Genomic DNA, 26,086 nt, shown 5'->3' on the forward strand with positions numbered 1-26,086 from the left:
CCGCCCCCTCACTCGATCTTCTTGCGGAGCTTGTGGTGCGCCAGCGTGAGCACCAGCGCGGCAAAGGCCAAAAGGAAGAGCGCCTCGCCGATAAGAAGCCTAAGCCCCAGCCCCTTCAGGTAAATGCCGCGCAGGAGGGTGACGAAATAGCGCGCGGTGATGACGTGGGTGAAGAGCTGGATCGGGTACGGCATGTTGGCGATGGGGAAGACGAACCCCGAAAGCAGGAAGGCGGGGAGCATGGTGGCCACGAGCGCGATCTGGCTGGAGAGGAACTGGCTCTTGGTGACGATGCTGATCAGCATCCCGAGCGACAGGGCGCCGGCCAGAAAGACGGAACAGGAGGCGAAGATGAGCCAGAGTTGCCCGCGCATCGGTATGGCGAAGACAAACTCCCCGACTAGGACGGCGAGCAAAAGATCGAGCATGCCGATGCAGAAGTAGGGGATCAGCTTCCCCAGGATCAGCTCGCCGCGGGTCACCGGCGTCGCGATCAGCTGCTCCATGGTCCCCACCTCCCATTCCCGCGCCACGGTGAGGGAGGTCAAAAGGGCGGCGATCACCATCATCACGACGGCGATCAGACCCGGGAAGATGTAGTTGCGCGACTCCATGTCGCTGTTGAACCAGACGCGCGGCTCAAGGTCCAGCCCCGCCGCAGGCTGCGGCAGGCCGCCGCGCCTCACGGAGTCGAGGGTCACCTGGTTACTGTAGGAGCGGGTAACCCCCTCGGCGTACCCCAGGGCATAGGAGGCGACGTTGGAATCGCTTCCGTCGATGATGGCCTGAACGGAGGAGCCGCGCCCGGAGGCTACCCCGCGGGCGAAGTCTACCGGGACCACCAGCGCGATCACCGCCCGCCGGGCCTCGATGGCCCGCTCGATCTCGCCGTAGCCCCCCGCTTCCCCTACCAGCTGAAAATAGCGCGAGGCGCTGAAGCCGCCGATGAAGGTGCGGCTGGCGGGGGTCTGGCTCTGATCCCAGACGACGAGCGGCACGCGGTCCACGTCGAGGGTAAGCGCGTAACCGAAGAGAAAGAGCATCACCAGCGGGATGGCGATGCCGATCCCGAGGCTTCTCCAGTCCCTAAGGACGTGCAGGAACTCCTTGCGGGCTACAGCCGAGACCCGCTTCGCCTTCACTGGCGCACTCCGTCCGAGGCGGGGGGAGCGTCGGCCGATTCGGACTCAGGAAGGAGCAGGGGGATCTGCATCTGGAACAGGGAGCCCCCTCCCGGCGAGCTCTCCGCCCAGATGCTCCCGTCCATAAGCTCGGTCATGCGCCGGGCCAGGGTGAGCCCCAGCCCAAGACCCGGAAACGAGCGGGTGATGGAGCCGTCGGACTGGGTGAAGTCGCTGAAGACCCGCTCCAGGTCGGCCGGATCTATGCCGACGCCGGTGTCGGCGACGGAGAATTGCAGCATCTGCTCTCCCGCCACCTCCTGGAGATGCACTTCCAGCGATATTTTGCCGGCCGTGGTGAACTTGACGGCGTTTCCCAGCAGCATGGTAAGGACCTTGTGCAGCATCGCCTGGTCGCTGCTGACCGCCTCGGGAAGGGCAGGATCGAGGGTCACCATGAAATCGAGCCCCTTGCCCTCCGCCTGCGTCCGGGCCTCCATGGCAACGGTGTCCAGGAAGGCCTTGAGCAGGAAGGGGCGGTACTCGGGAGCGGTCCCCTCCCCTTCGAGCCTGCTGGTCTCGATCAGGTCCTCGACGATTCCCAGAAGGCGCAGCGCGGATTTCTGCACCATGGTCAGGTACTTCCGCTTGTTGTCGTCCTCCTCGCTGTCGAGCACCAGGTCGGTCATGCCGATGATGGGGGTGAGCGGGGTGCGCAACTCGTGGCTCACGCTTCTCAGGAATTCCTTCTTGGCGCGGTCGGCGGCGCTGGCGAGCGTCTCCAGAAGGTCCCGGTACCTTTTCAGCTCCAGATGGTTCTTCACCCGGGCGCGCACGATGTGGGGGGAGATCGGCTTGGTGAGGTAATCTATCGCGCCGAGTTCCAGCCCCTTGATCTCCTCCTCCTCACCGATCATGGCGGTGACGAAGATGATCGGGATGTCGCGGGTGGCGGGGTCCCCTTTCAGAATGGAGCAGAGTTCATAGCCGTCCATCCCGGGCATCATGATGTCCAAAAGGATCAGGTCCGGCTTGTCGGCGCGGATCAGTTCCAGGGCATCCGCCCCGCTGGTGGCGAAGAAAAGTTCGTACTCCTCCCCGAGTGTCTCGCTGAGGATCTCGATATTGGCAGGGGTATCATCAACGATCATGACCGTCTGGCGTTTCATAGGCTCTCCCTTTGTTCCGAGTGCGGCTCCTGCCTGTCCGCCGGGAAGGCGGATAGAAGTTGCCGTGCCTTTCTGAAATCAAGTTTTTCCAGGCAGCGCTCCAGCGCCTGGAGTTCTTCGGTGAAGTCGCCCGCGGGTACCGCGCCGCAAAACTTCTCGAACTGCCGCTTCGCGTCCAGGCTGTTCTTGGCAAGCAACCGCTCCAGCTTCGCCTTCTCGGCGGCGAGCTTCGCCGGCTCGAATCTACCCGCCGCGGCAGCCGGTTTCCTGCGCCGGACAGCTTTCTGCGGCGGCCACGGTTCGACCTCCGGCCACAGCTCGCCGGAGCGCGCCAGCACCCGGACCAGCGAGTCGAGGAGATGGGAGGGGCGCGCCGGGGAGGGTAGGACCGCCGCCACCCCCCACTCGTTCGCCTGCTGCCGCACCGTCTCCAAATGCTCCCGACTCACGGTGGCAAGGACGGGAAGCAGGCAGCGGTACCGGCTCCAGATGCCGCGGCAGATCTTCTCCATGCCGTCGAGTCCGGCCGTCGCTCCGTCGACCACCAGCAGGTCGAAGGGCGGGTCTTCCGGCGGAGCCTTGTCCTGCAGCGCGGCGAGTGCCTGGGGCAGGCTCTCCGCGTACTCAAGCGCAAGGGACATTCCTTCGGTGATCTCCTCGATGCCGGCGCGCACCTCCTGGTCGCGCTCGACTACCAGCACCCTGAGGTCCGGCAGCTCCTGTTCCCGCGGTTGCGCAACGGGGTTGACGGCGTCGGGAAGGGCAAGGGGGACGGTGAAGGAGAAGCTGCTGCCGGAGCCGGGGACGCTCTCCACCTGCAGTTCCCCCCCCATCAGCTCCACCAGCTGGCGGCTGATGGAAAGCCCGAGTCCCGTACCGCCGTAGCGGCGCGTAGTGGAGCTGTCCGCCTGGGTGAAGGGGGTGAAGATCTTTCCCATCTGCTCGGGTGCTATGCCGATGCCGGTGTCCTGGACGCAGAAGTGGACCACCACCTCTTCCTCCTCGCGCCGCAACGGCTTGATGGCGACCACCACCTCTCCCTTTTCGGTGAATTTCACCGCGTTGGCGATCAGGTTGTTCAGCACCTGCGTCAGGCGCAGCGGGTCCCCCACCAGCTTGTTGGGGAGATCGGGAGCAAGCCGGACCCGGAATTCGATCCCCTTTTCCTGGGCCTTGGACTGGTGCATGTCGGAGATGTTTCCCAGTACCTCGTACAGGTTCAGGTCCGTCTTCTCCAGTTCCAGCTTCCCGGCCTCCATCTTGGAGAAGTCGAGTATGTCGTTGATGATGTTCAAAAGGGTCCGGCTCGACGAACCTATCTTTTCCAGGTAGCCGCGCTGCTTTCGGTCGAGCTCGGTCTTAAGCGCCAGCCGGCTCAACCCCATGACGGCGTTAAGCGGGGTGCGGATCTCGTGCCCCATGTTGGCCAGGAACTGGCTTTTGGCGCGGCTGGCCGCCTGCACCAGGTCTCGTTCGTGGCGCAGCTCCTCGGCCTCCCTGTTGGCGGTTACGTCCTCGATGATGCCGGCCAGATACTTGGGCTCCCCCTTGGGACCGCATACCAGCGACTTGGTGAGGTTGACCCAGACCGGGGTGTCGTCATGCCTCATCTGGCGGATCTCGATGCTGTAGTTGTCGATCTCCCGGCTCAAAAGCCGCGCGGCCTGCCGCTGCTCGGCCTCCCGGTCGTCGGGATGGATGGTCTGCTCCAGGGACCAGCCCAAGAGTTCCTCCTGCTCATAACCCAGGATGTCGCAAAAGCGCCTGTTGATGCGAATCAGCTCTCCGCTCAGGGTGAGGTGGCAGATCCCTACCGCTGCCTGCTCGAATATGCTGCGGAACCGCTCCTCGCTCTCCCTCAACTGCTCCTCGGCGCGCTTTCTAAAGGTGATGTCGGTCAGGATGCCGAGCAGGGCATAGACACGGTCGTTGTCGTCCCGAAGGGGGATGAGCGCCTTGCTGATCCAAGCGCCGTCCCTCTCGCGCTGCTCGTCCCGCTCCACCGCGGCTCCGCCCGCCATGACCTTGCCGTCGTCCTCCTGGCGCTTTTTGGCCAACTCCGGCGCGAAGAGGTCGTAGTCGGTCTTTCCGAACACGTCGGAGGGCTCGACACCAAGATCGCGGGCGAAGCTGGAGTTGCAGGAGAGGTAAACGGAGTTGCAGTCCTTCAGGAAGATGCGCTGCGGCAGGTTCTCGATCAGCCCGCGGTAGCGGTTCTCGAAGAAGAGGGCGTTCTCCGCCTCCTTCTGCTCGCTCACGTCCTGGACCACGCTCACCACGCGCAAGGCGGCGCCGGAATCGTCCCTGAACACCTCCCCCACCTCGAAAAGGAAGGACTCCTTCCCGCCGGGGCGCTCTACCGAGTATTCCACGGCGAAGGAATCCCGCCCCGCTAAGGCCTCCTCGACGGCGGCGGCCAAGGCGTCCTTGCCGTACTCGGGAAGAATAGCCAGCAGGCCGTCGTAGTTGTCCGGCGCCTCGTCGAGCGGGACGGAGAAGATGCGGCACAGCTCTTCCGAGCAGTCCAGCCTGCCGCTGGCGAGGTCCAGGTCCCAGCTCCCGATGCGGGCGATGCGCTGCGAGATGCGGAGCTGCTCCTCGCTGCGCCGGACCGCGTCGTCCGATTGCCGCCGCCATTTAAGGCGCATGGCGTGCAGCGCCGCAATGGAGAACACTATCACCGACGCCAGGAGCGAATGCCGCTCATGAAGGGCAAGGGCGCAGACGAACAGCAGCACCCCCCAGGAGAGAAACAAGGCCATCCTGCTTTTGGTATGTGGAATTGCGGGAGATCCCCGAAAATGCATCTGTCACCTATGGAAATGGAGGTTCAAACCAGCAGTGGTCCCCCCCCTCCCGCTAGGGGAGGGGGGACTTTATCGTCTATTGCAACATGTACGGCAGGGCTGCCTTTTGGAGGCTTTAGCGGCAGCGGCTGCAATGGATTTGCTGCAGTATCTCTTTATCGGGCGAGAGCCCGGAAACATTAGGGATAATTACGCTAGCGGCGCCCCCCCTGCGCCTCCATGAAGGAGACGAACAGGTCTTCCAGCGACGGGGTGATGCGCTCCATCCTGAGATCCAGGTCGGGTAGCTCCCGGCCGATGGCGGCGATGGTCTGCTCGGCGCTTTCCACCGCCAGGTGCAGCCCGGCCCCGAAAAGCGCCGAACTCTTCACCCCCGGCAGGGACTCGACCCGCTGCAAAAGCTCAAAGGGGCGCTCACAGCCGATCTCGACGATCTGGCCGGGAAAGCCTGCTTTGAGTTCGGCAGGGGTCCCCAGGGCGATCAGCTCTCCGCCGAAGATGAAGCCCAAGCGGTCGCAGCATTCGGCCTCTTCCATGTAATGGGTGGTGACGAAGATGGTGACCCCCTCGCCGGAGAGCCGGTAGATCAGCTCCCAGAAGCTCCGCCTGCTGATGGGATCGACCCCGGAGGTCGGCTCGTCCAGGAAAACGATGGGGGGCTCGTGCAGGACGGCGCACCCCAGGGCGAGCCGCTGCTTCCATCCTCCGGAAAGGGCCTGGGCGCGGGTTCCTCGCTGCTCGGCGAGCCCGGCCATCTCTATGACCCACTCCTTGCGCTCGGCTTTCTTCCCGGCGGGGATGCGGTAGATGCCGCTGTAAAAGTCGATGTTCTCCTCGACGGTCAGCTCCTCGTAGAGGGAGAACTTCTGGCTCATGTACCCTATCTGGTTCTTGATCTGTTCCGACTGGGTGGCGATGTCGTAACCGGCCACGGTTCCGCTGCCGGAGCTGGGAGGGAGGATGCCGCAGAGCATCCTGATGGTGGTGGATTTGCCTGCGCCGTTGGGCCCTAAAAAGCCGAAGATCTCCCCCCGCGCCACGTCGAGAGTGACCCGGTCCACGGCGGTAAAGTCGCCGAAGCGCCTGGTCAGCTCATGCAGGCCGACCTGCGCTTCCCGGGATTCCCCAGTTGTAGTGGCGTTGGCACCGTTCACTTATTCGACTTCTCCTCAAAGGCCACGCCGGAGGGACCGCCCCCGGCAGATCCGACAGATCGACAAAATTTTCAGCGCAAAAGCGAGACGAAGAGGTCCTCCAGGGACGGCTCGACTTGCCTCACCCGGGGAGCTTCCAGCCCCGCCTTTTTGAGGCTCGCCTCGGCCCGCTCTCTCGCCTCTTCCGGGTCGTCCGCGTAGTACAGATGCAGCTTCTCGCCGAAAAGCGCCACGCTCCCGGAAGGAAAATCGGCGGAGAGAAGCCGCACGGCGCGGCGCGGTTCCGCAGTGGTGAATTCCAGCACCCCTCCCTTCATGAGCCCCTTGAGCCCCTTGGGGGTGTCGCAGGCCAAAAGCCTGCCGCGATGCATCAGCCCCACCCTGTGGCAGCGCTCCGCCTCGTCCAGGTACGCGGTCGCAACGAGGATGGTCACCCCCTCCCCCAAAAGGCCGTGCAGGATGCGCCAGAAGTCGCGGCGCGAGACGGGGTCGACGCCGTTGGTCGGCTCGTCCAGGAAAAGCACCCGCGGCCGGTGCACCAGCGCGCAGGCAAGCCCGAGCTTCTGCTTCATCCCGCCGGAGAGCTTGCCGGCGAGCCTCTCTTTGAAGGGAGTGAGGTTGCTGAACCCCAAAAGCTCGTCGATGCGGGAGCCCTGTTCGCGAGCGGGGATCATGTGGATGTCGGCGTAGAAGCGGAGGTTCTCCAGCACCGTCAGGTCCGGGTAGAGCCCGAAGCGCTGGCTCATGTAGCCGATGTCGCCGCGCACTTCCTCGGCCTCTTGCGCCATGTTCCGCCCAAGGACCAGGGCCTCGCCGCCGGTGGGATCCATGATGCCGGCCAGCATCCTCAGGGTGGTGGTCTTGCCGGCGCCGTCGGAGCCGACCAGCCCGAAAAGCTCGCCACTTTTTACGTAAAGCGAGAGTTCCTCAACCGCGGTCACCTTGCCGAAGCGTTTTTGCAGCGCGTTGGTTTTGATCGCCTCGCTTAGCGACATCTCTTCCCCCTGTCAGCGCGCCGGCGGCGCGCCCAGGTCTATCACGGCATCCGCCGGCATCCCCGGTTTCAGCTCCATCCCCGGGTTGGCCAAGGTGATCTTCACCCGGTACACGAGCTTCACCCGCTCCTTCTCGGTCTGCACGCTCTTGGGGGTGAACTCCGCCTGGCTGGAGATGAAGCTCACCCTCCCCTCGAAGGCCTTGCCCGGAAGCCCGTCGGCCGTCACCCGCGCCCTTTGCCCCAGCTTGACCCGCGCCAGTTCCGTCTCGGGTATGTATCCCTTGAGCCAGCAATCCTTAAGGTCGCCGAGCGTGACCACCGGGGTCCCCGCAGCCACCTGTTCGCCCGGCTCGATCGATTTGTTGAGCACCACACCGGAGATGGGCGCCGCCAAGGTGGCGTACCCCAGCCGCTCCTTTGCCGTGGATACCCGCGCCAGCGCGCCTTCATGTGCGGCACGAGCTGCTTGCAGGCGTTCGGGCCGCGCCCCCTTGCGCAAAAGCGTAAGCGCTTCCCTGCGCTCGCGCACAGAGGCCCTGGCCTCCTCAAAGGCCGCCTTGGCGGCGTCGAACTGCTGCCGGGGGATGACCTCCCTGGCGAAGAGCGCCTTGCTCCTGTCGTAATCGGCTGTCACCTGCGCGGCTTGGGCCTCGGCGCGCGCCAGAAGCGCCGCCCCCTGGGCCACCTCTTCCCTGCGGTTGCCGGCTTCCAGTTCCGCCAGCGACGCGGCGGAGGCTGCCTCATCCGCCTGCGCGAGCTTCAGCGCGTCGGCGAGCTCGCGCTCTTCCAGGCGCGCCACGACCTGGCCGCGGGCAACCTGCATACCCTCGTCGACCAGCCGCTCCTGGACCCGGCCGGAAGTCTTGAAGCTCAGCTGCACCTCGGTAAGTTCGATGTTCCCAGAGATGCGCAGCGCCGCGGAGTTCTCCCCGTCCCGGTGATGGCGAAGGTAGAAAACAACCGCCACCACCACAGCCAGCAGCAATGCCGCAATAATCCCCTTCTTTTTCACAGGCACCTCCAATGATTTAGAACTTATAGCATCAGAATGTTTTTTTTGGAACGCTCTATGCTCTTATCCTGCTAGTTGTGCCGCAAAAGCGGCAGCGCCAATCGTCGTAAGGGGGTGAAAGACATGGGAAAAGCGGTCCTGTACGTTCGCGACGAAGAGCTTCTGGAAAGCCTAAAAAACAGGCTCAGTGAGAGGGGATATGCTGAAATAATAGCTTCAGGCAGCGCCGGCGAGCTTTTGGTGGACGCCTTAGAGCAGCGCCCCGAGGTGGCCGTAATCGAGTATGCCGACGGCGACCGGGAGATAGGAGCTACGGTGAAGCGGCTCTGGGACAAGCTCGGCATCCCGATCATCATGATCGCGCAGAGCTGCGACCTTCAGGAGGTGCAGGAGTGGGGCGAGTCGCTGGTTTCCACCATCCTGGCGAAGCCGGTGCGGGAAGAGGAGCTGGTGGCGGCGCTGGTCCTCTCGGTCGCGGCGGCGCGCCGGGTGGAGCGGCTCAAGGAAGAGGTCTCCACGCTGAAAGAGAGCATCGAGAGCAGGAAGGTGATCGAGAAGGCCAAGGGGCGCCTGATGGAGCGGGACAAGCTCTCGGAGGCCGAGGCTTTCCGGAGGATGCAAAGGCTCGCCATGGATCGCAGGATTTCCATGCGACAGTTGGCGGACGCGATCCTCTTGACCGACAGTATCGGGGGGTGAAGCTTTCTGGTTGACACATCGCCAGTCATTACCTATATTTCACAAAGTATAAAGGGGAGTAGCAATCGGTTACCACGGCAACCGACCTGTGTTCGTCAAGACGGCTGACAAAGCCCGGACACGGGGCGATGACACCTGTCAGAGCATGCAAGACCTTTATCCAGTGCCGACGCGCCTGGATAAAGGTCTTTTTATTTGACCTGCCGGCTACTGTCAGTTCGACCGCAAAGGAGGTACGTCATGAACAGATTCAAGACTGCCGTTCTACTTACTTCTCTCACCTTGTTGATGGTAGGGCTCGGCGGAGCGATCGGGGGGCAAGGGGGAATGTACCTGGCCTTCCTGATGGCCTTGGCCATGAACTTCTTTTCCTACTGGTTCTCGGACAAGATCGTCTTGCGCATGTACGGCGCGCGCGAGATAAGCGAGATGGAGAACCCCGCCTTTTTCGGAATGATCCGGCGGCTCACCGTGCAGGCCGGCCTGCCCATGCCGCGGGTCTACATCATCCCCTCGGAGAGCCCGAACGCCTTCGCCACCGGCAGAAACCCCGAGCATGCGGCTGTGGCCGCGACCGAGGGTATCATGCGCATCCTCACCCCAGAGGAGCTGGAAGGGGTGATGGCCCACGAACTGAGCCACGTCGCCAACCGGGACATCCTGATCTCCACCATAGCGGCCACCATCGCCGGGGCCATTTCCATGCTGGCCAACATGGCGCAGTGGGCGGCCATCTTCGGGCACAGAAGCGACGACGAGGAAGGCGGTGGCGTGATCGGCACCCTGGCACTAGCCATCCTGGCGCCGATCGCCGCCATGCTGATCCAGCTTGCCGTTTCCAGATCGCGCGAGTATATGGCCGACGAAGGGGGCGCCAAGCTCTGCGGCCACCCCCGCTCGCTCGCCAATGCGCTGAGAAAGCTGGACCAGGCCTCTCACCTGCTCCCGATGCAGGAAGCGCGGCCGGCCACAGCACACATGTTCATCGTGAATCCCCTCACCGCGGGCGGTATCGCCAAGCTCTTTTCCACCCATCCGCCGATGGAGGAGAGGATCGCGAGACTCGAGCAGATGGGGCGTTAGAAGGAGGTTTATTTGTCTACCAGGGAAATGATGTGGGTTGCCTTCGCAGCCGTCATCACCGTCATGTTCGTGCTGGACCTGTTCGTCTTCAACCGCAAGAGCCACGAGATCAAGTTTCGCGAGGCGCTCGCCTGGACCACCGTGTGGGTGGGGCTGGCCCTCGCCTTCAACGCCGGGATCGGATACTTCATGGGGCCGGCGAAGGCGCTGGAGTTCTTTACCGGCTATATCATCGAGGAGTCCCTGTCGGTCGACAACCTCTTCGTCTTCATCATGATCTTCTCCTACTTCAAGATCTCGAAGGCGCAGCAGCCCAAGATCCTCAAATGGGGGATCATCGGCGCGCTGGTGATGAGGGGGATCTTCATACTGGTGGGGATCGAGCTGATCGAGCGGTTCCACTGGATGATCTACATCTTCGGGGGGATCCTGATCTACACCGGGATCAAGATGGCCTTCGGCGGGGACGACGAAGTCGAGCCGGAGAAAAATCCGCTGGTTCGCCTGGTGAGGCGTTTCATGCCCATCACCAAAAGGATCTGGAGGGACAGGTTTTTCATCAAGAGGCACGGCGTGTGGGCGGCGACCCCGCTGTTTCTGACCCTGGTGGTGGTGGAGTCGAGCGACGTCATCTTCGCCGTCGACTCGATACCCGCCGTACTCGCCGTGACCCACGACCCGTTCATCGTGTACAGCTCCAACATCTTCGCCATCATGGGGCTGCGCTCCCTGTACTACCTGCTGGCCCACGTGATGGAGATGTTCGTTTACCTGAAGCTGGGGGTCTCCTTCATCCTCGCCTTCGTCGGGGCCAAGATGCTTCTCGTGGACGTCGTCGAGATCCCGCTGCAGCTGTCCCTGGGCTTCATCATCGGGACGCTGGTAATATCCATCCTCACTTCCGTGCTGCTCGCGAAGAAGCAGCACCGAGAATAAAAACAGGGGCTAGGGATCGGGGGCTAGGGGCTGGAAAAACCAATCCCCAGTCCCTGCTTTTCCCTAGCCCCTGTTTTTCGCGATTCTCACCTTGGTGATGCCGGTGCGGGTGACTTCCTCGCAGATCAGGGTGAACTCCCCCAACTGGATCTGCTCGCCCTGCTCCGGGAACCCGCCGATACGGTTCAGTATCAGCCCGGCCAGGGTGTCGAAGGGAAGATCCTCGCCAAGATCCATCTCCAGCAGGTCCTCCAGGTCGGAAACGGAAATGAAGGCGTCCACGAGGTAGCTCCCGTCGGCCAAGATCTGCACCGTGCTCGGCTCGCCGACATCGTGCTCGTCCTCGATCTCGCCGACCAATTCCTCGAGCAGGTCCTCGGTGGTCACTATGCCGCTGATGCTGCCGTACTCATCCACTACAAAAGCCATGTGCACGCGGGTTTTCTGCATCTCCTTCAAGAGTTCGCTCACCTTCTTCCCCTCGGGGACGAAGAAGGGGGGACGGACGATGGAGCGGATGTCGAAATCCGGCTCGCGCACCATCCTCCCCAAGAGGTCCTTGCCGTGGATGAAGCCGACCGTCTCCTCGATGCTCCCGACGTAAACCGGGTAGCGGGAATACATGTTGTCCAGGACCTCGTTCAGGATCTCCTCGTTGGAAAGGTTGAGGTCGAAGGCGACCACCCTGGTGCGGGGGACCATCACCTCTCGTACCGCGGTATGGGTGAAGTCGAAGAGGTTGTCGATGAAGGTGTGCTCGGCCTCGCTGAAGATGCCGCTCTCATGCCCCTCGGCGACGATATGCTGCACCTCCTCCCGCGTCATGAAGGCCTTTCCCTCCCCCTTGATCCGGAACAGCGCCAAGGCCGCCTTGGTGGAGTAGCTGAGCACCGAGACCAGGACAGCCGCAACCCTCGCCAGGAAGGTGATGGTCTTGGCGACCCGAAGCGCCACCGTGTCGGCATACTGCAGGCCGATGGTCTTGGGGACCAGCTCTCCCAGGATGAGCTGGAGATACGAGATGACTGCGACCACCATGGTGAGGGAGAGCGGTTCGGCGGCGTTGCGGATCATGGCGAAGGGGGATACCTGCAGGATGGGGCGGATGTAGTCGACCGCTATCACGCCCCCCACCGCGGAGGCGGTCGATCCGACCACGGTGACCCCGATCTGCACGATGGCCAGCAGGCGGTGCGGATCCTTCTGCAGGGATTCAACGAGCGCGGCACGCTGGTCCCCCAGGGCGACCAGTTGCGCAACACGGCTCTTTCTGATGGAGATGATGGCGAATTCGGCGCAGGAGAAAAATCCGTTCAGCAGGATGAGGATGGCGATGACAAGCAGTTCGACGAAGATTGTGTCCAATTACCCTCCACTTTGATTGTCGGGGCGTCCGCCAGTGAGCTCCAGGTGGCCCGGCACCGCCGGGTGCCCCCAAGTTTCAACCGGTGCTCATTTTTCACTACTAAGCCGGCTTTTGTCAACCTTTTGTGGCGCTTAGCCCACTTTACCCATCCGTCACCGGGCGCGGCACCGTCTTTGGGCCCGGCAGCTACTTGCCGATCTTAAAGGAAAGCAGGAAGCGCTCCTCCCTGCACAGAAACGGTATCACCAGCGCGTCGGAACTGGAGATGCTCTCCAGCGCGTAATCGCTGCCGTAGATCACGGTCGGGATGGAGAGGTTGATGTCGGCCCCTTTGGGGGAGAAGATGTGCTTCACGTCGCCACCTACCATGTTGGCGATCTCCCCCATGGCGTCGTTGACATCCTCGTCGACTTCGGTGACGTCCATTCCCAGCATGTTTGAAGTGACCAAAAGGGCTAGTTTCTTCGGGCAGTGAATGGCAATTATGCCGGAGTGGCTCCCGGCGAGGCCGACCATGCTGGTGACCGTTTCATGAAAGGTCTGCACTGGCTTCTCAAGAGGGGGCTCGTCGACCACGTCGAGCATCACCATGGTGGAAAACACACCCTTGGTGATCTCCGCTATGCTCTTGCGCACTTCGTCTTCCGTCGTGTTGGCCTCGTTCAGGATTGCCGGATCAAGCCCCATGATGCCCCCCTCCTCCTAATGAATTGTTACAACAGTCTACCGTAGCCTCTAATAAAGAAAAGCAACCCCGCAAAAAGCGCGGCGTCAACTGACCGGGTAGGCCCCCTTGGCAAGCATGAGGCAGAAAGAATTGATCTCTGCAAATTCGCGCTCGAACACTTCCTCGACCTCCTTCTCGACCTCCGCCGCCCGCCGGCCCGGCTCCATGACGAGCTGTGCGTTGGCCATGTGCGGCCGGTCCACCCGGTCGCCAATCCGGCTCAAGAGCATGACGTGCGCCCCCTGCACCCCGGCGACGGAGTTGCAGATCTCGCGCGCCATCCGGTGCGCCAGTATGTTGTAGATCTTCCCCACGTGGCTCATGGGGTTCTTCCCGGCAGCGGCCTCGGTGCCGATGGGCCTCGCTATGGGAATCACCCCGTTCACCCGGTTCCCCCTCCCCACCTGCCCCGAATCGGCGTCTTCCGCCGAAGTCCCCAGCAGAGTGAGGTAAACCCCGCCCAGCCCGCGCCCCGGTTCGTCCAGGGTGTTGTAGTGCAGGTCGATGCGGCTGAAATGCCGTAAGCCCGCCTGCAGAAAGCGCCTCATCTCCTGCGCCACCTTTTCCTTGCGGTCGAAATACTCCCGCTCCGATTCGATGCTCCCTGCCAGAAGCGGCATGGCGACGGTCAGGTCCAGTTCGTCGCGCCGGCGCAGCCCCATTACCTTCACGTCCTCGCCCGTCTCGGGGAAAAGCTTCTTGAAGCGCTCCGAGTTCAGCTCGTGCTCCAGGGAGAGGACCGTCTTTTCCGTGGGGCTCAACGGGTAGTAACCCACCGCCGCCGAGGTGTCGTTCGCACCCCTTACCTCGCCGGCGCGGGCAAAGATGTCGGTCAGTTCCTGCGACCCGGGGGCGAGCTTGAAGCGGTACTCAAGGTGCCGCTCCGGATCGACGTTGCGCAGGTTCTTCCCGATCCACTCCTTGGCGGCGGCCAGAGCGATCTCCTGTACCGGGATCTCCTTCCCCTCGAAGCTGAAGGTGGCGCGGTCGCCGATGGTCAACTCCATCGGCTCGACGACCTCGCCGCCGCCAAAGCGCTTCTCGACGCGCCCCGCCGCCAGCAGCCCCTTGTCGATGTTGTGGTGCAGCACCGTGCCGAAAGTCTGCAGATAGGCGCGGGAAAGGGCGACCGAGATGGCATCCATGACGCAGTCGCAGATCTGGTCCGGATGTCCGGTCCCTTTGCGCTCGACCATCTCGACGGCCTGCTCCGTTACCAGAGCTCCTTTGTACTGCTCGACGAGGAACATGGCACGCTCCCGGTTGAGGTTGAAGTCTAATTAAGAGAAGGAAGGTTCCTTACACATAAAAGGACAGCAGAAAGTGTATCCGAAAAAGCAATGGGTGCAATGTTTTTGGGAGGTTACAAGAGGCAGGGAGAGGTGGGTGCGATCAGTGATGGCGCCTGACCACGAAGCCCCCCCGCGAGATGCGGGATTGCAGCCAGAGCCCAAGCCACGCCTTGATGACGCGGCGTGTGGCCGGGATCAGGAAGAAGATGCCGAGGAAGTCTGTGAAGAAGCCGGGGGTGGCGAGAAGGGCGCCGCCGATGAAGACCAGGGCTGCGTCCAGCATCTGGGCGGCGGGGAGCCTTCCCTGGGAGAGTTCGTCGCGGATCTTGGTGAGGATCCTCCCCCCCTGGCTCTTCATGAGCCAGGCGCCGAACAGGCTGATCGAGAGCAGGATCGCCACGGTGGCGACCCCGCCGATAACCGATCCCACCTTGATCAGCAGGTAGATCTCGATCACGGGGACGATGAGGAACACCAGGAATAGTTTGAAGTACATGGATGTCCCTGCTATTTCTTCATGTCTATGCCGTAACTCTTGATCTTGCGGTGCAGGTTGCTCCGTTCAAGCTCGATGGCCTCGGCGGTCTTGGAGACGTTCCAGTCGTTCTCCTCCAGCTTCTGGATGATGAACTCCCTCTCGAACTCCTCTCGCGCCTCGCGCAGGCTGGAGAGTTCCAAGACGCTGTCGAGCTTGCCCCCCCCCGCATCCTTGCCGGCACCATCGCCGCGGAAGTAATCGGGGAGGTGGTCGACGGTCACCGTCCCGCTGGGGGTCATGATTACCAGCCGCTCCACGATGTTCTTCAGCTCGCGCACGTTCCCCGGCCACTCGTAGCGCTTGAGCGCCTCCATGGCCTCGGGGACGATCCGCTTCGACTCCCTCCCCTCGCGAGAACAGAAGGCATCCATGAAGTACCGGGCCAGAAGCGGTATATCGTCGCGCCGCTCCCTCAACGGCAGGACCTTGAAGGGGACCACGTTCAGCCGGTAGTAGAGGTCTTCGCGGAAGCCGCCGTTTCTGATCTCCTCCTCGAGGAGCTTGTTGGTGGCGGCGACGATGCGGACATCCACCTCCAGGGTCCGGGTTCCACCCACCCGCTCGAACTTCTTCTCCTGCAGTATCCGCAGCACCTTGGCCTGCGTCTTCAAGGACATGTCGCCGATCTCGTCCAGAAAGAGCGTGCCGCCATCGGCCAGGTCGAATTTCCCCTTCTTCTGCGCGACAGCTCCGGTGAAAGCACCCCGCTCATGGCCGAAGAGTTCGCTCTCGATCAGTTCCTCGGGGATGGCGGCGCAGTTGATCTCGATGAAGGGCTTGTCGCGGCGCTGGCTGTGGAAATGGACCGAGCGGGCTACGAGTTCCTTTCCGGTGCCGTTCTCGCCGGTGATCAGCACCGAGGCGTTGGTCGGGGCGACGAGCCGGATCTGCTCGCCCAACTGCAGCATGGCGGCGGAATTACCGATCATCTCGTGCCCTTGCTGCACCTGGTCGCGCAGGGCGGCGTTCTCCTCCTTCAGGCGGTTCATGGCCAGGGCGTTTTCCACCGTGACCACCACCTTCTCCAGCGAAAGCGGCTTCTCGATGAAGTCATAGGCGCCGAGCTTGGTCGATTTCACCGCCGTCTCGATGGTGCCGTGGCCGCTCATCATGATGACGTTCAGGAAGGGGTGCGATTCCTTCAGGCGCTGCAGCGTCTCGATGCCGTCCATCTTGGGCATCCAGATGTCCAAGAGCACGAGCCCCGGTAGCTCCCGGGCGCAAAGGGCGAGCGCCTCGACGCCGTCGGCGGCGCAGACGGTCCGGTACCCCTCGTCTTCGAGGATGCCAGCCAGGGAGGATCGGATTCCCTCCTCGTCGTCAACAATCAGAATGGTCTCGGTCATGGTGGTCCTAGCCTCCGGGAGGCTCCTCCGTAGCGCAACGCTCAACCGGCAAGCCCCGCTTCGCGCGCGAGTTCCGCCCAGGCCGGGAGGCTCCGCTCGATCATCTTCTTATCGACGCAGTAGGCGATCCGGAAGTAGCCGGGGGCGCCGAAGCCTGCGCCGGGCACCAGCAGGATGCGGTGCTTCTGGGCCAGCTTCACGAACTCGATGTCGTCGGCAAAAGGCGATTTGGGGAAGAAGTAAAAGGCGCCGTCGGGCTTCACCATGCTGAAGCCAAGCTTCGTGAGCGACTCGTAGAGAAGATCGCGCTTTTCCTGGTAGGCGCTGATGTCCACCGAAACATGCTGCAGCCCAGCCACGAGCCTCTGCATGAGCGCCGGCGCGTTGACGAAGCCGAGCACCCGGTTGGAGAAGACCGCCCCTTCCATGAACTGGTCCACGTCGTTCATCCTAGGGTTCGCGGCCAGGTAGCCGATGCGTTCGCCCGGAAGGGCCAGGTCCTTGGAGTGCGAGGTAACGATGACGGAGTTGGCGACGTAGCGGAAGATGTTGGGGACGCTTTTCGCCTCGTAGCTGATCCTCGCGTAGGGCTCGTCCGAGATGACGCAGATCTGGCGCCCCAGCTCCTTCTCTTTGGCGGCTACCACTTCGCCCAAAGCGGCTAGGCTCTCGGCGGGATAGATGACACCGGTCGGATTGTTGGGGGAGCAGATGATGATGGCGCGGGTCTTCGCGGTGATGGCGGCGCCGATGGCGGCGACGTCGAGCTGGAAGGTCTCGCGGTCGGTCCAGACCTCGACCGGCACCCCGCCGTGGTTGTCGATGTAGAAGCGGTACTCGACGAAGTAGGGGGTGAGGATGATCACCTCGTCACCGGGGTTGAGGATGGTCTTCAGCACCACGTTGAGCGCGCCTCCCGCCCCGCAGGTCATCACCACCTGGCTCCCCTGCACCGGCAGATCGGAGGCGGCCGAAAGCATGCGCGCCACGGCGTTCCTCGTCTCGATGTAGCCCGCGTTGTTCATGTAACGGTGCATCCCAGGGACGGGCGACTTGGCGAGCTTCAGGAACTCGTCGCGGAAAGGCTGCGGGGGCTCCACGTCTGGGTTGCCCAGGGTGAAGTCGTAGACCTTGTCGGCCCCGAACTGCGCGCGAAGCTTCTCCCCTTCCTCAAACATCTTCCTGATCCACGATGATTTCGCAATGAAACCGGCTATCTTATCGGCGACGGGCATCATCCCCTCCTTGATTTTTGATCTCAGCCTTATTAGCACATTACGGAAACAGCGGCAAGGCGTATTCCCCGCCCGTGAGCCTCGGGCTGCGGCTGCCTGAATATTTCCCTGCAAATCGCGGGGCAATCTGCTATGATGCCGCCCTGCATTTGGGCATCCGATTTTGACAGGAGGGATACATGAAAAAGGATTGGCGCATCGAGACCCAGGCGATCCAGGAAGGCTTCGCCCCCAAGGACGGAGATCCCCGGATCCTGCCGATCTACCAGAGCACGACCTTCAAGTTCTCCAGCGCGGAGCACGTGGCGAAACTGTTCGACCTCGAGGTGGGCGGACACTTCTACACCCGGCTCAGCAACCCGACCGCCGAGGGTTTCGAGACCAAGATAGCGGCCATGGAAGGGGGCGTCGCCGCCATGGCCACCTCCAGCGGACAGGCCGCGACCAGCATGGCCATCATGAACATCTGCCAGGCCGGCCAGCACGTGGTCGCCGCCAGCACCTTGTACGGCGGCACCTACTCGCTTTTCGCCAACACCTTCCCGAAGATGGGCATCGAGGTGACCTTCGTCGATCCCGAGGCAGACGAGGCCGCCATCGAGGCCGCCTTCCGCCCCGAGACCCGCGCACTTTTCGGCGAGACCATAGGGAATCCAGGCTTGAACGTGCTCGACTTCGAGAAGTTCTCCCGGATCGCCAAGAAGATGCAGGTGCCGCTCATCATCGACAACACCTTCCCGACGCCGTACCTGTGCCGCCCCTTCGAGCACGGCGCGGACATAGTTATCCACTCGGCAACCAAGTACATCGACGGGCACGCCACCAGCGTGGGCGGGGTCATCATAGACAGCGGCAATTTCAACTGGGGCAACGGCAAGTACCCCGAGATGACGGAGCCGGACTCCAGCTACCACGGGCTCAAGTACCTGGAGACCTTCGGCAAGCTCGCCTACATCGTCAAGGCGCGGGTGCAGCTCATGCGCGACCTGGGCTCCTGTCCTGCGCCGATGAACGCCTTCCTGTTCAACCTGGGGCTGGAGACGCTGCCGCTGCGCATGCAGCGCCACAGCGAGAACGCGCTCGCCATGGCCAAGTACCTGGAAAAGCACCCAGCGGTGAGCTGGGTGACCTACCCGGGACTGGAGAGCCACAAAAGCTACGCCCGCAGCAAGAAGTACCTCCCCAAGGGAGCGAGCGGCGTCCTCACCTTCGGCATCAAGGGAGGGGCCGCGGCAGGAAAGAAATTCATGGAGAGCTGCCGGCTCGTGGCGCTGGTGGTGCACGTAGGGGACGCCAGGAGCTGCGTCCTGCACCCGGCGAGCACCACCCACCGCCAGCTGAACGAGGAGCAGCAGATAGCTTCCGGCGTCTCCCCCGACCTGATCAGGCTTTCGGTCGGCATCGAGCACATCGACGACCTGATCGCGGACGTGAACCAGGCGCTTTTGGCCAGCCAGAAGTAAAAGCGCGACGCTACCGGCCTTTGGCCGCGCTGCCAACAAAGAAGGGGCGAGTGAATCCACTCGCCCCTTCTCATTTTTAAAGCTTCCGCTACCCTACTTGCCGCAGCACTTCTTGTACTTCTGGCCGCTGCCACAGGTGCAGGGGTCGTTGCGCCCGATTTTAGGCCCCCTGACTATCGGCTGCTGGGGCGCCGGGTTCACCGCCATACCGTCGGTAAAGAACCAGCAGGACTTCTCCTTCTTGAAGAGAGCGCGCTCGTGATGCACCCTCTCCTCCCCATTCTCTTTCCAGCGTGCGATGAACTCGACCTCGCCTGTTTTGTCGTCCTTGCCGCCGTCCTTGGTCGAGACGATCTCAAGCCCCAGCCATTCCGAGTTCGCGGCCCAGGCGCGGGTTCCGTCATGGTCATAACCCTCGCGGTGCTGGGCGTGGGTGGTTTCAAAGATAAAATCGGTCTCCACGTTGACATACGCCGCGTAACGCGCGCGCATCAGTGCCTCTGCCGTCTCCGCGGGGCGCTGGCCCTTGATGATGGGCTGGCAACATTCAGCGTAGGCAAGACCGGTTCCACAGGCACATTGCTCCATTGGTACTCCTCCTCGTTTCTATTTGGTTACTCAGTTGCTTGGTCTAGCAGTGATAATCGGCAGCTACCACTGAAGAGCATACGCTTCTCATGTAGGCGGCCACTGTATCGGCGTGGTATGGGTGCACCTGGTAGGCCTGGAGATCTTCCAGCGAATCGAACCTGGTATAGAGTGCGATGTCCGCGGACCTGGGAGAGCGAATCACATCCACCCCCACCTCAAGCTGGCGCAGCATCTCGACCTTGCCGTCCATACTCAAAAGGAGCTGCTTTGCCTTTTCGATCCCTTCAGGAGTCGACTCCTTCAGCGTGAATAACACTATGTGCGCAATCATTTCTATCTCCCGTAACTTAATGGTGTTGCCTCGGATACCATGTAATACATCGGCGCCAGCCTCCCTGTCAACGGTGGCAGTCTCTGTAACGAAAAAAAAGGTTGCACGTCGGGGGCAATGCTGCTATAAGGACCAACAAGACCGTTATGGTCCTCTTTGAAATTTTCTGCTGGGGGGATGTGATGACTGGCATTTTGAAATTAATGAGTATACTTGTACTGGCCTCCTTAATCTACACCGCACCGGGCGAAGCGGCCGAGAAGGTCCTCTTCGACACCGGGCATGGAGAGCGTTTCCAGGTGAGCGACACCGGGCCTTTGCAGCTTTCGGGGCTGGCCGGGATAATGAAGTCGGCGGGCGCGCAGGTCGAGACCACCGATCAGCCCTTCAGCGACGCGACGCTCGCCGGTGCCCACGCCGTGGTGATCAGCGGCGCCTTCAACGCGCTGCACCCAGCCGAGATCGAAGCTCTGCTCCGCTTCATGCAGCAGGGGGGCAAGCTCGCCGTGATGCTGCACATCGCCCCTCCGATGGCCACTCTCCTTGAGCGGCTGCAGGTGACCTACACCAATGGCGTGATCCAGGAACGGCAGAACGTGATCGATAACGACCCCTTGAGGTTCCGCGTGGAGCAGATAGCCCCGCATCCGGCACTCTCCGGAGTGACCCGGTTCAGCGTGCATGGTGCCTGGGGGCTCTTGAACCTGACCCACACCGCCCGCATCGTCGCCTCTACCAGTCCGCAGGCATGGGTCGACGTCAACAGGGACCAGGTCCAAGCCAAGGAAGAGACGGCAAGCTTCGGCATAGCCGTTGCCGGCGACGTGGGCAAGGGAGGCTTCATCGCCTTCGGCGACGACGCCCTGTTCCAGAACAAGTTTCTTGACGACGACAACAGATACCTGGCCAGGAGTCTGGCCGGCTGGCTGAATAACTAATCAACCAACAGGAGGGAATTGAGCATGGCAGAGGCATTGGGAATCTACAAATGTGGGAGCTGCGGCAACATCGTCGAGGTATTTCATGCAGGCGGGGGCGAACTGGTCTGCTGCGGAGCGCCGATGACGCTGCAAAAGGAGAACACGGTCGACGCTTCCAAAGAGAAGCACGTGCCGGTGATCGAGAGGGGCCAGGGGAGCATCACCGTTAAGGTCGGGAGCATACCGCACCCTATGGAGAGCGCCCACTACATCGAGTGGATCGAGGTGATAGCCGACGGCAAGGTCTACCGCGCCCAGTTGCAGCCGGGGCAGGCCCCCGAGGCGACCTTCCCGGTCACCGCCAAGGAAATCAAAGTGCGCGAGTACTGCAACATGCACGGACAGTGGTCTGCGTAACGTAGAAAAGGGGACAGGCTACTTTTTTATTTGTAAAAGTAGCCTGTCCCCCTTTCAAACTAGTGACTTTACCGGTTCACACCCAAAGAGATAAAGGCGCGATTGTACTGCAACATCGACGGGCGCTGTTCAGCATCAAAATAAAAGGGGACAGGCTACTTTTCGTTTTGAAAAAGTAGCCTGTCCCCTTTTTCCTTCTTTTTACTTTCCTACCTGCCGCTGCGGCGGGCGGCGTGGTTCGCGGGGCGGTTGCCGCCGGGGTGCTGCCGGTGCTTTCCAGCAGGCCCGGAAGCATGGCCGCCATCTGCCGAGCCGTCTTTGCTGCCGTGAGCGGCAGGACGGCCGGAAGCGGCTGCGTTACCTTTCGCGCCCACTGCGGAAGCCGGTTTGGCCCCGGCGGGTCCGGCTGCGGCGGGTCTCCCGGCGCCGGGCTTGGCTCCGTCTCTCCGGCGCTGAGGTTCGCGGGGCGGCCGGGCGAACTCGGTGTCCTTTTGCGGAGCGGGGACCGCGTAGTCGAACCCCTCGATGCGGCGGCGCTCGATCTTCGTTCCCAACACTTTCTCGATGCTGCGCACCGTGTAGTCGTCTTCCGAGGTCACCATGGTGAAGGCGTCGCCGGTCTTGGCGGCACGGCCGGTCCGGCCGATGCGGTGGGTGTAGGCCTCGGGGGTATCCGGGATGTCGTAGTTGATGACGTGGGAGATGAGCGAGACGTCGATGCCGCGCGCGGCGATGTCGGTGGCGACCATGATCTGGAAGGTGCCATCCCTGAAGCCGTCGAGTGCCGCCTGCCTTCTGTTCTGGGAAAGGTTCCCCTGCAGCGAGGTCGCCTTGTAGCCGGCCTTCTCCAGTTGCTCCCCTACCCTCTTGGCGCGGTGCTTGGTCTTGGTGAAGATCAGCACGCTCTCGGTGTCGGTGTGCTTAAGCATCTCGAAGAGAAGCGGGGTTTTCAGGTGCTGCCCCACGGGGTAGAGCGCATGCGACACGGTAGCGGCGGGAGCCGTGCGGCTCACCTGCACCGTGACCGGGTTGCGCAGGATCTCATGAGCCAGCCTGCGGATATCGTCGGGCATGGTGGCGGAGAACATGAGGTTCTGCCTCTTGCCGGGGAGCGCCCTCAAGATCTTCCTCACGTCGGGGAGAAAGCCCATGTCGAACATCTGGTCCGCCTCGTCCAGCACCAGGATCTCGACCCTGGAGAGGTCGATGGTCCCCTGGGAGATGTGGTCCAAAAGGCGCCCCGGGCAGGCGACCACGATTTCGGCACCTTCTTTGAGCTTCTTGATCTGGGTGTTGATGTTGACCCCGCCATATACCGTGACGCTTCTCAGGCGGGTCTGCTTCCCCATGCCGTTCAGGGCATCGTTGATCTGCTCTGCAAGCTCACGGGTGGGGGCGAGGACCAGACCGCGGACATGCCCGCGCTCTTCCTGCACCAGGCGGTGCAGCATGGGAAGGCCGAAAGCGGCAGTCTTGCCGGTGCCGGTCTGGGCCAGGCCGAGTACGTCCTGCCCGGAGATGACCGAGGGAATCGCCTGCAACTGGATGGGGGTCGGGGTGACGTACCCCATGGCCTCGATGCCTGCCTGGACCTTGGGGTGCAAATTAAACTGTTTGAAATCCACTATTACTCCTGTCAATCGATGTACATGCCACAAAAAACCCCAGAAGCTTAGAAGGCCTTGGGGTCTTTGCTAATTAGAACTGGACTATAGCATGAAAGTATCGGAAGTAGGGATATTTTATTTTTCTCCCTCAGAGAGATTTCATTCGATGTGCCGGAAATCTCCTTGCGCTAGCGACGGTCCCTCCCCTCCCGACGGTCGTCGCTGCGGTCATCATGCCGGGCGTACTCCCTGTCGCGGTAGCTATCGCGGTCGCGGTCCCGATGCTCGCCCCAGCGGCCGTCGCCGCGGTCGTGGTCGTGCATGGAGACCGGGCGATACCAGCGCCCCCGGTAATGATCGCGGTCGCTCAGGTAGGCGCGGTACTCCCGGTCACGGTAATAGCGTATCTGTCTGTAGTCGTGGCGGTGCAACCGGTACGGGAGTCTTTCCCTGGTGACGTAGGCCCAGGGGCCGCCGTAGCTGCGGGACATGAACCAGCGGCCGCCCCGATTCTGGTAGTAGCAGTCGTCAAGGTAGACCACGTCGTATGGGGCGCCGACAGAGACGTAGAAGCCAAGGTTAGGAGAATAGATGAAACCCGCAGGCTCGGCGTAGACGGGTTCGCCATAGGCGACCGGCTGAGGATAACTTGGATAACTCGGATAGGTCACCACCGCCGCTGGGGGTGGCGGCGCGACCACCACCGGCACGCCGATGTTAACGCTTACGTCCATCCTTGCCTGAGCGCTCGCCGCACCGGCTAGCACGATGAGTATTGCTGCTGCGAGATGCTTTTTCATGTCCTTCTCCTTGGCGGCCTGAAGCCGCGCTGTCCTTTTCGGTAGTTTGCCTGTTGCAGCATCAACTCTTGCTTTGATTTTCACAATAGCCGCTCAATGTGGAGAAAATATGCAGCAATTGTGGAATTTCTGCTCCATCGGAAGATGCGATGGCGCATTGCCGGCATCTGTGTTAATAAAAAAGCAGCGTTACCAATTCTAATAGTGGGCTACCCATGAAGATAATGATCAAATACAGGCTGTTGATCGCCATGCTCGCCGCAACCGGGGCCGTGGTGGTCTCGATGTTCCTCATCATGCAGTGGAGCATCGGGCGCGGCTTCCTGGCCTACGTCAACACCATGGAAGAGGACCGGCTCGGACGGCTCGCCCAGGTGCTGGAGCGGGCCTACCAGGCGAACGGGAGCTGGGACTTCGTCAAGGACGACAACGCCACCTGGTCGAAACTCGTTGCCGCCAGCAGGGAGACAAGCGACCTGGACCGGACCGAGCACGGCGAGCGAAGAATGACGCCGCCCCCCCGCCGTTTCCCAACCTCTCCGGGCATCCCTTGCCGCCGCGCTTCCAATACCGTTTCGAGGGAAGGGTGCTGCTGCTCGATGCGCAGAAGGTGAAAGTGATCGGTATGCCGAGCGCCCAAGAGGCGGCGCAACTGCACAAAATTACGAGCTCCGGCAGCATCGTCGGCTACGTCGGGCTGCGCCCCAGGCAGCGCCTCACCGACAACTATCAGCTCCTTTTCGTCAAGCAGCAGAAACTCACCATGGGTCTCGTGGCGGTGGTTATGTTCCTCGTTTCCGCCGCGATCTCGCTACCTTTGGCCCACCGCCTGGTGCTCCCCATCAAGCGGCTCGCCGCCTCCATGCACCGCCTCGCCTCCGGCGAGTACAGCACCAGGGTCGCCGTCGGCCCCGAAGACGAACTGGGGCAACTGGCGCGCGACTTCAACACGCTTGCGCTGACGCTGGAGAACAACGAGCGGGCGCGCCGGCGCTGGGTGGCGGACGTCTCGCACGAGCTGCGCACGCCGCTTGCCATCCTGCGCGGCGAGATCGAGGCGATCCAGGACGGCGTGCGCCAGGCAGGCCCGGAGTCGATGCGCTCCCTGCACGGCGAGGTCATGCACCTAAGTCGCCTGGTCGACGACCTCTACCAGATCTCCCTCTACGACATAGGGGCCCTGACCTACCGCAAAGAGAGTATCGATTTGAAGGAGGTGCTGGAGGATGCGCTGGCCATGCTGGGGCAGGAATTCGTCCAGAAGGGGATCAACCTCTCCATCGAGCTGCCGCGAGACGACGGCTGCTCCGTCTTCGCGGATCCTGACCGGTTGGGCCAGCTTTTCTCGAACCTTTTGGACAACTCGCTCAAGTACACCGATGCCGGGGGCAAACTGTCGGTCAGGCTTAGCTGCCGGGAAAATTTAGCCCTGGTGGAATTTGCCGACAGCGCCCCGGGAGTGGCCCCGGACCAGTTGGAGCGCCTTTTCGACAGGCTCTACCGGGTAGAGAGCTCGCGCAACCGCGCCAAAGGGGGCGCGGGGCTGGGCCTTGCCATCTGCAAGAACATCGTGGAGGCCCACGAAGGAACCATATCCGCCCTCCCTTCCCCGCACGGCGGGGTGCTGATCAGGGTGGAACTGCCGCTTACCGGGAGCAGGACATGACACAAAGAGTGATGATCGTAGAGGACGAGGAGAAGCTGGCGAGCCTTTTGGGCGACTACCTGAAGCAGTCGGGTTTCGAGACCATCTGGATAGCCGACGGCAACGAGGTGCTGCCGCGGGTGAGGGAACAACAACCCGACCTGATGCTGCTCGACCTGATGCTCCCCGGGCGTGACGGCCTGGAAATCTGCAAGGAGATAAGAACCTTCTCGCAGCTCCCCATCATCATGATCACGGCGCGGGTGGAAGAGATCGACCGCCTGCTCGGCCTGGAGCTTGGCGCCGACGACTACATCTGCAAGCCCTTCAGCCCCCGCGAGGTGGTGGCCAGGGTAAAGACGGTGCTGCGGCGGACGGGCGAGCAGGCCCCGGCGCAGACACACGGCCTCACCCTCGACGCCGACCGCTATTTGGCGCTCTTCCATGGTCATGATCTAGAACTCACCGTGGTCGAGTTCAAGCTCTTGCACTTCCTCTACCAGAACCCGGGCCGGATCTACTCCCGGAGCCAGTTGATGGACCGCATCTATTCGGACCAGCGCATCGTCAGCGACCGCACCATCGACAGCCATATCAAGAAGCTGCGCAAAAAGATCGCCGCAGTAGCCCCCGACCAGGAGATCATCTATTCCATATATGGTGCAGGGTACAAGTACGAGCCGGCGTAACCCTCCCCTGCTCTTCATTTACCTTCGACTACTCCCCCTCCGGCCTTTACAGCCTTGCCTCACGCCCCCCACTCAGGATAATCGAAATTCCACCTTCGAAAACTCCTATTGTTTAATGAATTCGTCGACCGATATCTACTT

Annotated in this window: 25 protein-coding genes; 9 read left to right on the plus strand and 16 right to left on the minus strand. The window is 62.2% G+C overall.

Translation table 11 applies throughout. The features are described 5' to 3' along the window. Positions 1-8 precede the first annotated feature (8 nt). The 6 genes from GBEM_RS16325 to GBEM_RS16350 all read right to left on the minus strand — a co-directional run bounded on the left by GBEM_RS16325 (position 9) and on the right by GBEM_RS16350 (position 8,260). Entirely contained in the window at positions 9-1,142 is a 1,134-nt protein-coding gene (locus GBEM_RS16325; RefSeq protein WP_012531701.1) for an ABC transporter permease, read from the minus strand. Further along, the gene (locus GBEM_RS16330; protein WP_012531702.1) at positions 1,139-2,290 is read right to left on the minus strand and encodes a hybrid sensor histidine kinase/response regulator; all 1,152 of its coding nucleotides are present in this window, start codon (positions 2,288-2,290) and stop codon (positions 1,139-1,141) included. Before GBEM_RS16330 ends, GBEM_RS16325 begins: the two co-directional genes overlap by 4 nt. Further along, entirely contained in the window at positions 2,287-5,046 is a 2,760-nt protein-coding gene (locus GBEM_RS16335) for a PAS domain S-box protein (protein ID WP_012531703.1), read from the minus strand. Before GBEM_RS16335 ends, GBEM_RS16330 begins: the two co-directional genes overlap by 4 nt. 245 nt (positions 5,047-5,291) lie before the next feature. Further along, positions 5,292-6,251: an ABC transporter ATP-binding protein gene (locus GBEM_RS16340; RefSeq protein WP_012531704.1), complete on the minus strand. Its 960-nt coding sequence runs from the start codon at positions 6,249-6,251 to the stop codon at positions 5,292-5,294. A 71-nt stretch (positions 6,252-6,322) separates the two neighbouring features. After that, a complete protein-coding gene (locus tag GBEM_RS16345) occupies positions 6,323-7,246 on the minus strand; it encodes an ABC transporter ATP-binding protein (protein ID WP_012531705.1) in 924 nt (307 codons plus the stop codon). A gap of 12 nt (positions 7,247-7,258) precedes the next feature. Continuing rightward, the gene (locus tag GBEM_RS16350) at positions 7,259-8,260 is read right to left on the minus strand and encodes an HlyD family secretion protein (RefSeq protein WP_012531706.1); all 1,002 of its coding nucleotides are present in this window, start codon (positions 8,258-8,260) and stop codon (positions 7,259-7,261) included. A gap of 123 nt (positions 8,261-8,383) precedes the next feature. Here GBEM_RS16350 and GBEM_RS16355 point away from each other — a divergent pair, with 123 nt between their 5' ends. The 3 genes from GBEM_RS16355 (at position 8,384) to GBEM_RS16365 (ending at position 10,978) form a co-directional block, all read left to right on the plus strand. Then, positions 8,384-8,959 (plus strand): ANTAR domain-containing response regulator, encoded by a 576-nt coding sequence (locus GBEM_RS16355; RefSeq protein WP_012531707.1) that lies wholly within the window; start codon positions 8,384-8,386, stop codon positions 8,957-8,959. Between the two features lie 240 nt (positions 8,960-9,199). Then, positions 9,200-10,042: a zinc metalloprotease HtpX gene (gene htpX / locus GBEM_RS16360; RefSeq protein WP_012531708.1), complete on the plus strand. Its 843-nt coding sequence runs from the start codon at positions 9,200-9,202 to the stop codon at positions 10,040-10,042. Between the two features lie 12 nt (positions 10,043-10,054). Next, a complete protein-coding gene (locus GBEM_RS16365; protein WP_012531709.1) occupies positions 10,055-10,978 on the plus strand; it encodes a TerC family protein in 924 nt (307 codons plus the stop codon). Between the two features lie 63 nt (positions 10,979-11,041). Here GBEM_RS16365 and GBEM_RS16370 read toward each other — a convergent pair whose 3' ends face one another. From GBEM_RS16370 to GBEM_RS16395, 6 genes are all read right to left on the minus strand, one after another. Beyond that, entirely contained in the window at positions 11,042-12,343 is a 1,302-nt protein-coding gene (locus tag GBEM_RS16370; RefSeq protein ID WP_012531710.1) for a hemolysin family protein, read from the minus strand. 187 nt (positions 12,344-12,530) lie between these two features. Beyond that, positions 12,531-13,031, minus strand: a complete 501-nt coding sequence (locus tag GBEM_RS16375) for a chemotaxis protein CheX (RefSeq protein WP_012531711.1) — start codon at positions 13,029-13,031, stop codon at positions 12,531-12,533. A gap of 84 nt (positions 13,032-13,115) precedes the next feature. Beyond that, positions 13,116-14,321 (minus strand): methionine adenosyltransferase, encoded by a 1,206-nt coding sequence (locus tag GBEM_RS16380; RefSeq protein WP_012531712.1) that lies wholly within the window; start codon positions 14,319-14,321, stop codon positions 13,116-13,118. Positions 14,322-14,463: 142 nt separating this feature from the next. Beyond that, a complete protein-coding gene (locus tag GBEM_RS16385; RefSeq protein ID WP_012531713.1) occupies positions 14,464-14,859 on the minus strand; it encodes an FxsA family protein in 396 nt (131 codons plus the stop codon). 11 nt (positions 14,860-14,870) lie between these two features. Beyond that, on the minus strand, positions 14,871-16,247 hold the full coding sequence (locus GBEM_RS16390) for a sigma-54-dependent transcriptional regulator (protein WP_012531714.1): 1,377 nt from the start codon (positions 16,245-16,247) through the stop codon (positions 14,871-14,873). Between the two features lie 41 nt (positions 16,248-16,288). After that, complete coding sequence (locus GBEM_RS16395) at positions 16,289-17,482, minus strand: pyridoxal phosphate-dependent aminotransferase (protein ID WP_012531715.1); 1,194 nt, start codon at positions 17,480-17,482, stop codon at positions 16,289-16,291. Positions 17,483-17,661: 179 nt separating this feature from the next. Between GBEM_RS16395 and GBEM_RS16400 the strand changes: the two genes are divergently transcribed. Continuing rightward, a complete protein-coding gene (locus GBEM_RS16400) occupies positions 17,662-18,945 on the plus strand; it encodes an O-acetylhomoserine aminocarboxypropyltransferase/cysteine synthase family protein (RefSeq protein WP_012531716.1) in 1,284 nt (427 codons plus the stop codon). A gap of 93 nt (positions 18,946-19,038) precedes the next feature. Here the strand turns inward: GBEM_RS16400 and GBEM_RS16405 are convergent, their stop codons facing one another. Both GBEM_RS16405 and GBEM_RS16410 read right to left on the minus strand, forming a co-directional pair. After that, positions 19,039-19,533: a YchJ family protein gene (locus tag GBEM_RS16405; RefSeq protein ID WP_012531717.1), complete on the minus strand. Its 495-nt coding sequence runs from the start codon at positions 19,531-19,533 to the stop codon at positions 19,039-19,041. Positions 19,534-19,576: 43 nt separating this feature from the next. After that, positions 19,577-19,867, minus strand: a complete 291-nt coding sequence (locus GBEM_RS16410; RefSeq protein WP_012531718.1) for a Dabb family protein — start codon at positions 19,865-19,867, stop codon at positions 19,577-19,579. Between the two features lie 203 nt (positions 19,868-20,070). On the opposite strand from GBEM_RS16410, the gene GBEM_RS16415 reads away from it, so the two are divergent. Beyond that, positions 20,071-20,805 (plus strand): DUF4350 domain-containing protein, encoded by a 735-nt coding sequence (locus GBEM_RS16415; protein ID WP_226373882.1) that lies wholly within the window; start codon positions 20,071-20,073, stop codon positions 20,803-20,805. Between the two features lie 24 nt (positions 20,806-20,829). Beyond that, the gene (locus tag GBEM_RS16420; RefSeq protein ID WP_012531720.1) at positions 20,830-21,204 is read left to right on the plus strand and encodes a desulfoferrodoxin; all 375 of its coding nucleotides are present in this window, start codon (positions 20,830-20,832) and stop codon (positions 21,202-21,204) included. Positions 21,205-21,413: 209 nt separating this feature from the next. Here GBEM_RS16420 and GBEM_RS16425 read toward each other — a convergent pair whose 3' ends face one another. Further along, on the minus strand, positions 21,414-22,829 hold the full coding sequence (locus GBEM_RS16425) for a DEAD/DEAH box helicase (protein ID WP_012531721.1): 1,416 nt from the start codon (positions 22,827-22,829) through the stop codon (positions 21,414-21,416). A gap of 170 nt (positions 22,830-22,999) precedes the next feature. Beyond that, positions 23,000-23,611, minus strand: a complete 612-nt coding sequence (locus tag GBEM_RS16430; RefSeq protein ID WP_012531722.1) for a hypothetical protein — start codon at positions 23,609-23,611, stop codon at positions 23,000-23,002. A 215-nt stretch (positions 23,612-23,826) separates the two neighbouring features. On the opposite strand from GBEM_RS16430, the gene GBEM_RS21865 reads away from it, so the two are divergent. Genes GBEM_RS21865 through GBEM_RS16440 form a run of 3 tightly spaced genes read left to right on the plus strand, consistent with a single transcriptional unit; the run spans position 23,827 to position 25,945 of the window. Continuing rightward, positions 23,827-24,225, plus strand: coding sequence for a hypothetical protein (locus GBEM_RS21865; protein WP_226373883.1), 399 nt, complete (start codon positions 23,827-23,829; stop codon positions 24,223-24,225). Then, on the plus strand, positions 24,198-25,277 hold the full coding sequence (locus GBEM_RS16435) for an ATP-binding protein (RefSeq protein WP_226373884.1): 1,080 nt from the start codon (positions 24,198-24,200) through the stop codon (positions 25,275-25,277). Before GBEM_RS21865 ends, GBEM_RS16435 begins: the two co-directional genes overlap by 28 nt. Next, positions 25,274-25,945, plus strand: a complete 672-nt coding sequence (locus GBEM_RS16440) for a response regulator (RefSeq protein WP_012531724.1) — start codon at positions 25,274-25,276, stop codon at positions 25,943-25,945. Before GBEM_RS16435 ends, GBEM_RS16440 begins: the two co-directional genes overlap by 4 nt. The last annotated feature ends 141 nt before the right edge of the window (positions 25,946-26,086 follow it).

This window comes from Citrifermentans bemidjiense Bem, assembly GCF_000020725.1.
Classification (GTDB): domain Bacteria; phylum Desulfobacterota; class Desulfuromonadia; order Geobacterales; family Geobacteraceae; genus Geomonas; species Geomonas bemidjiensis.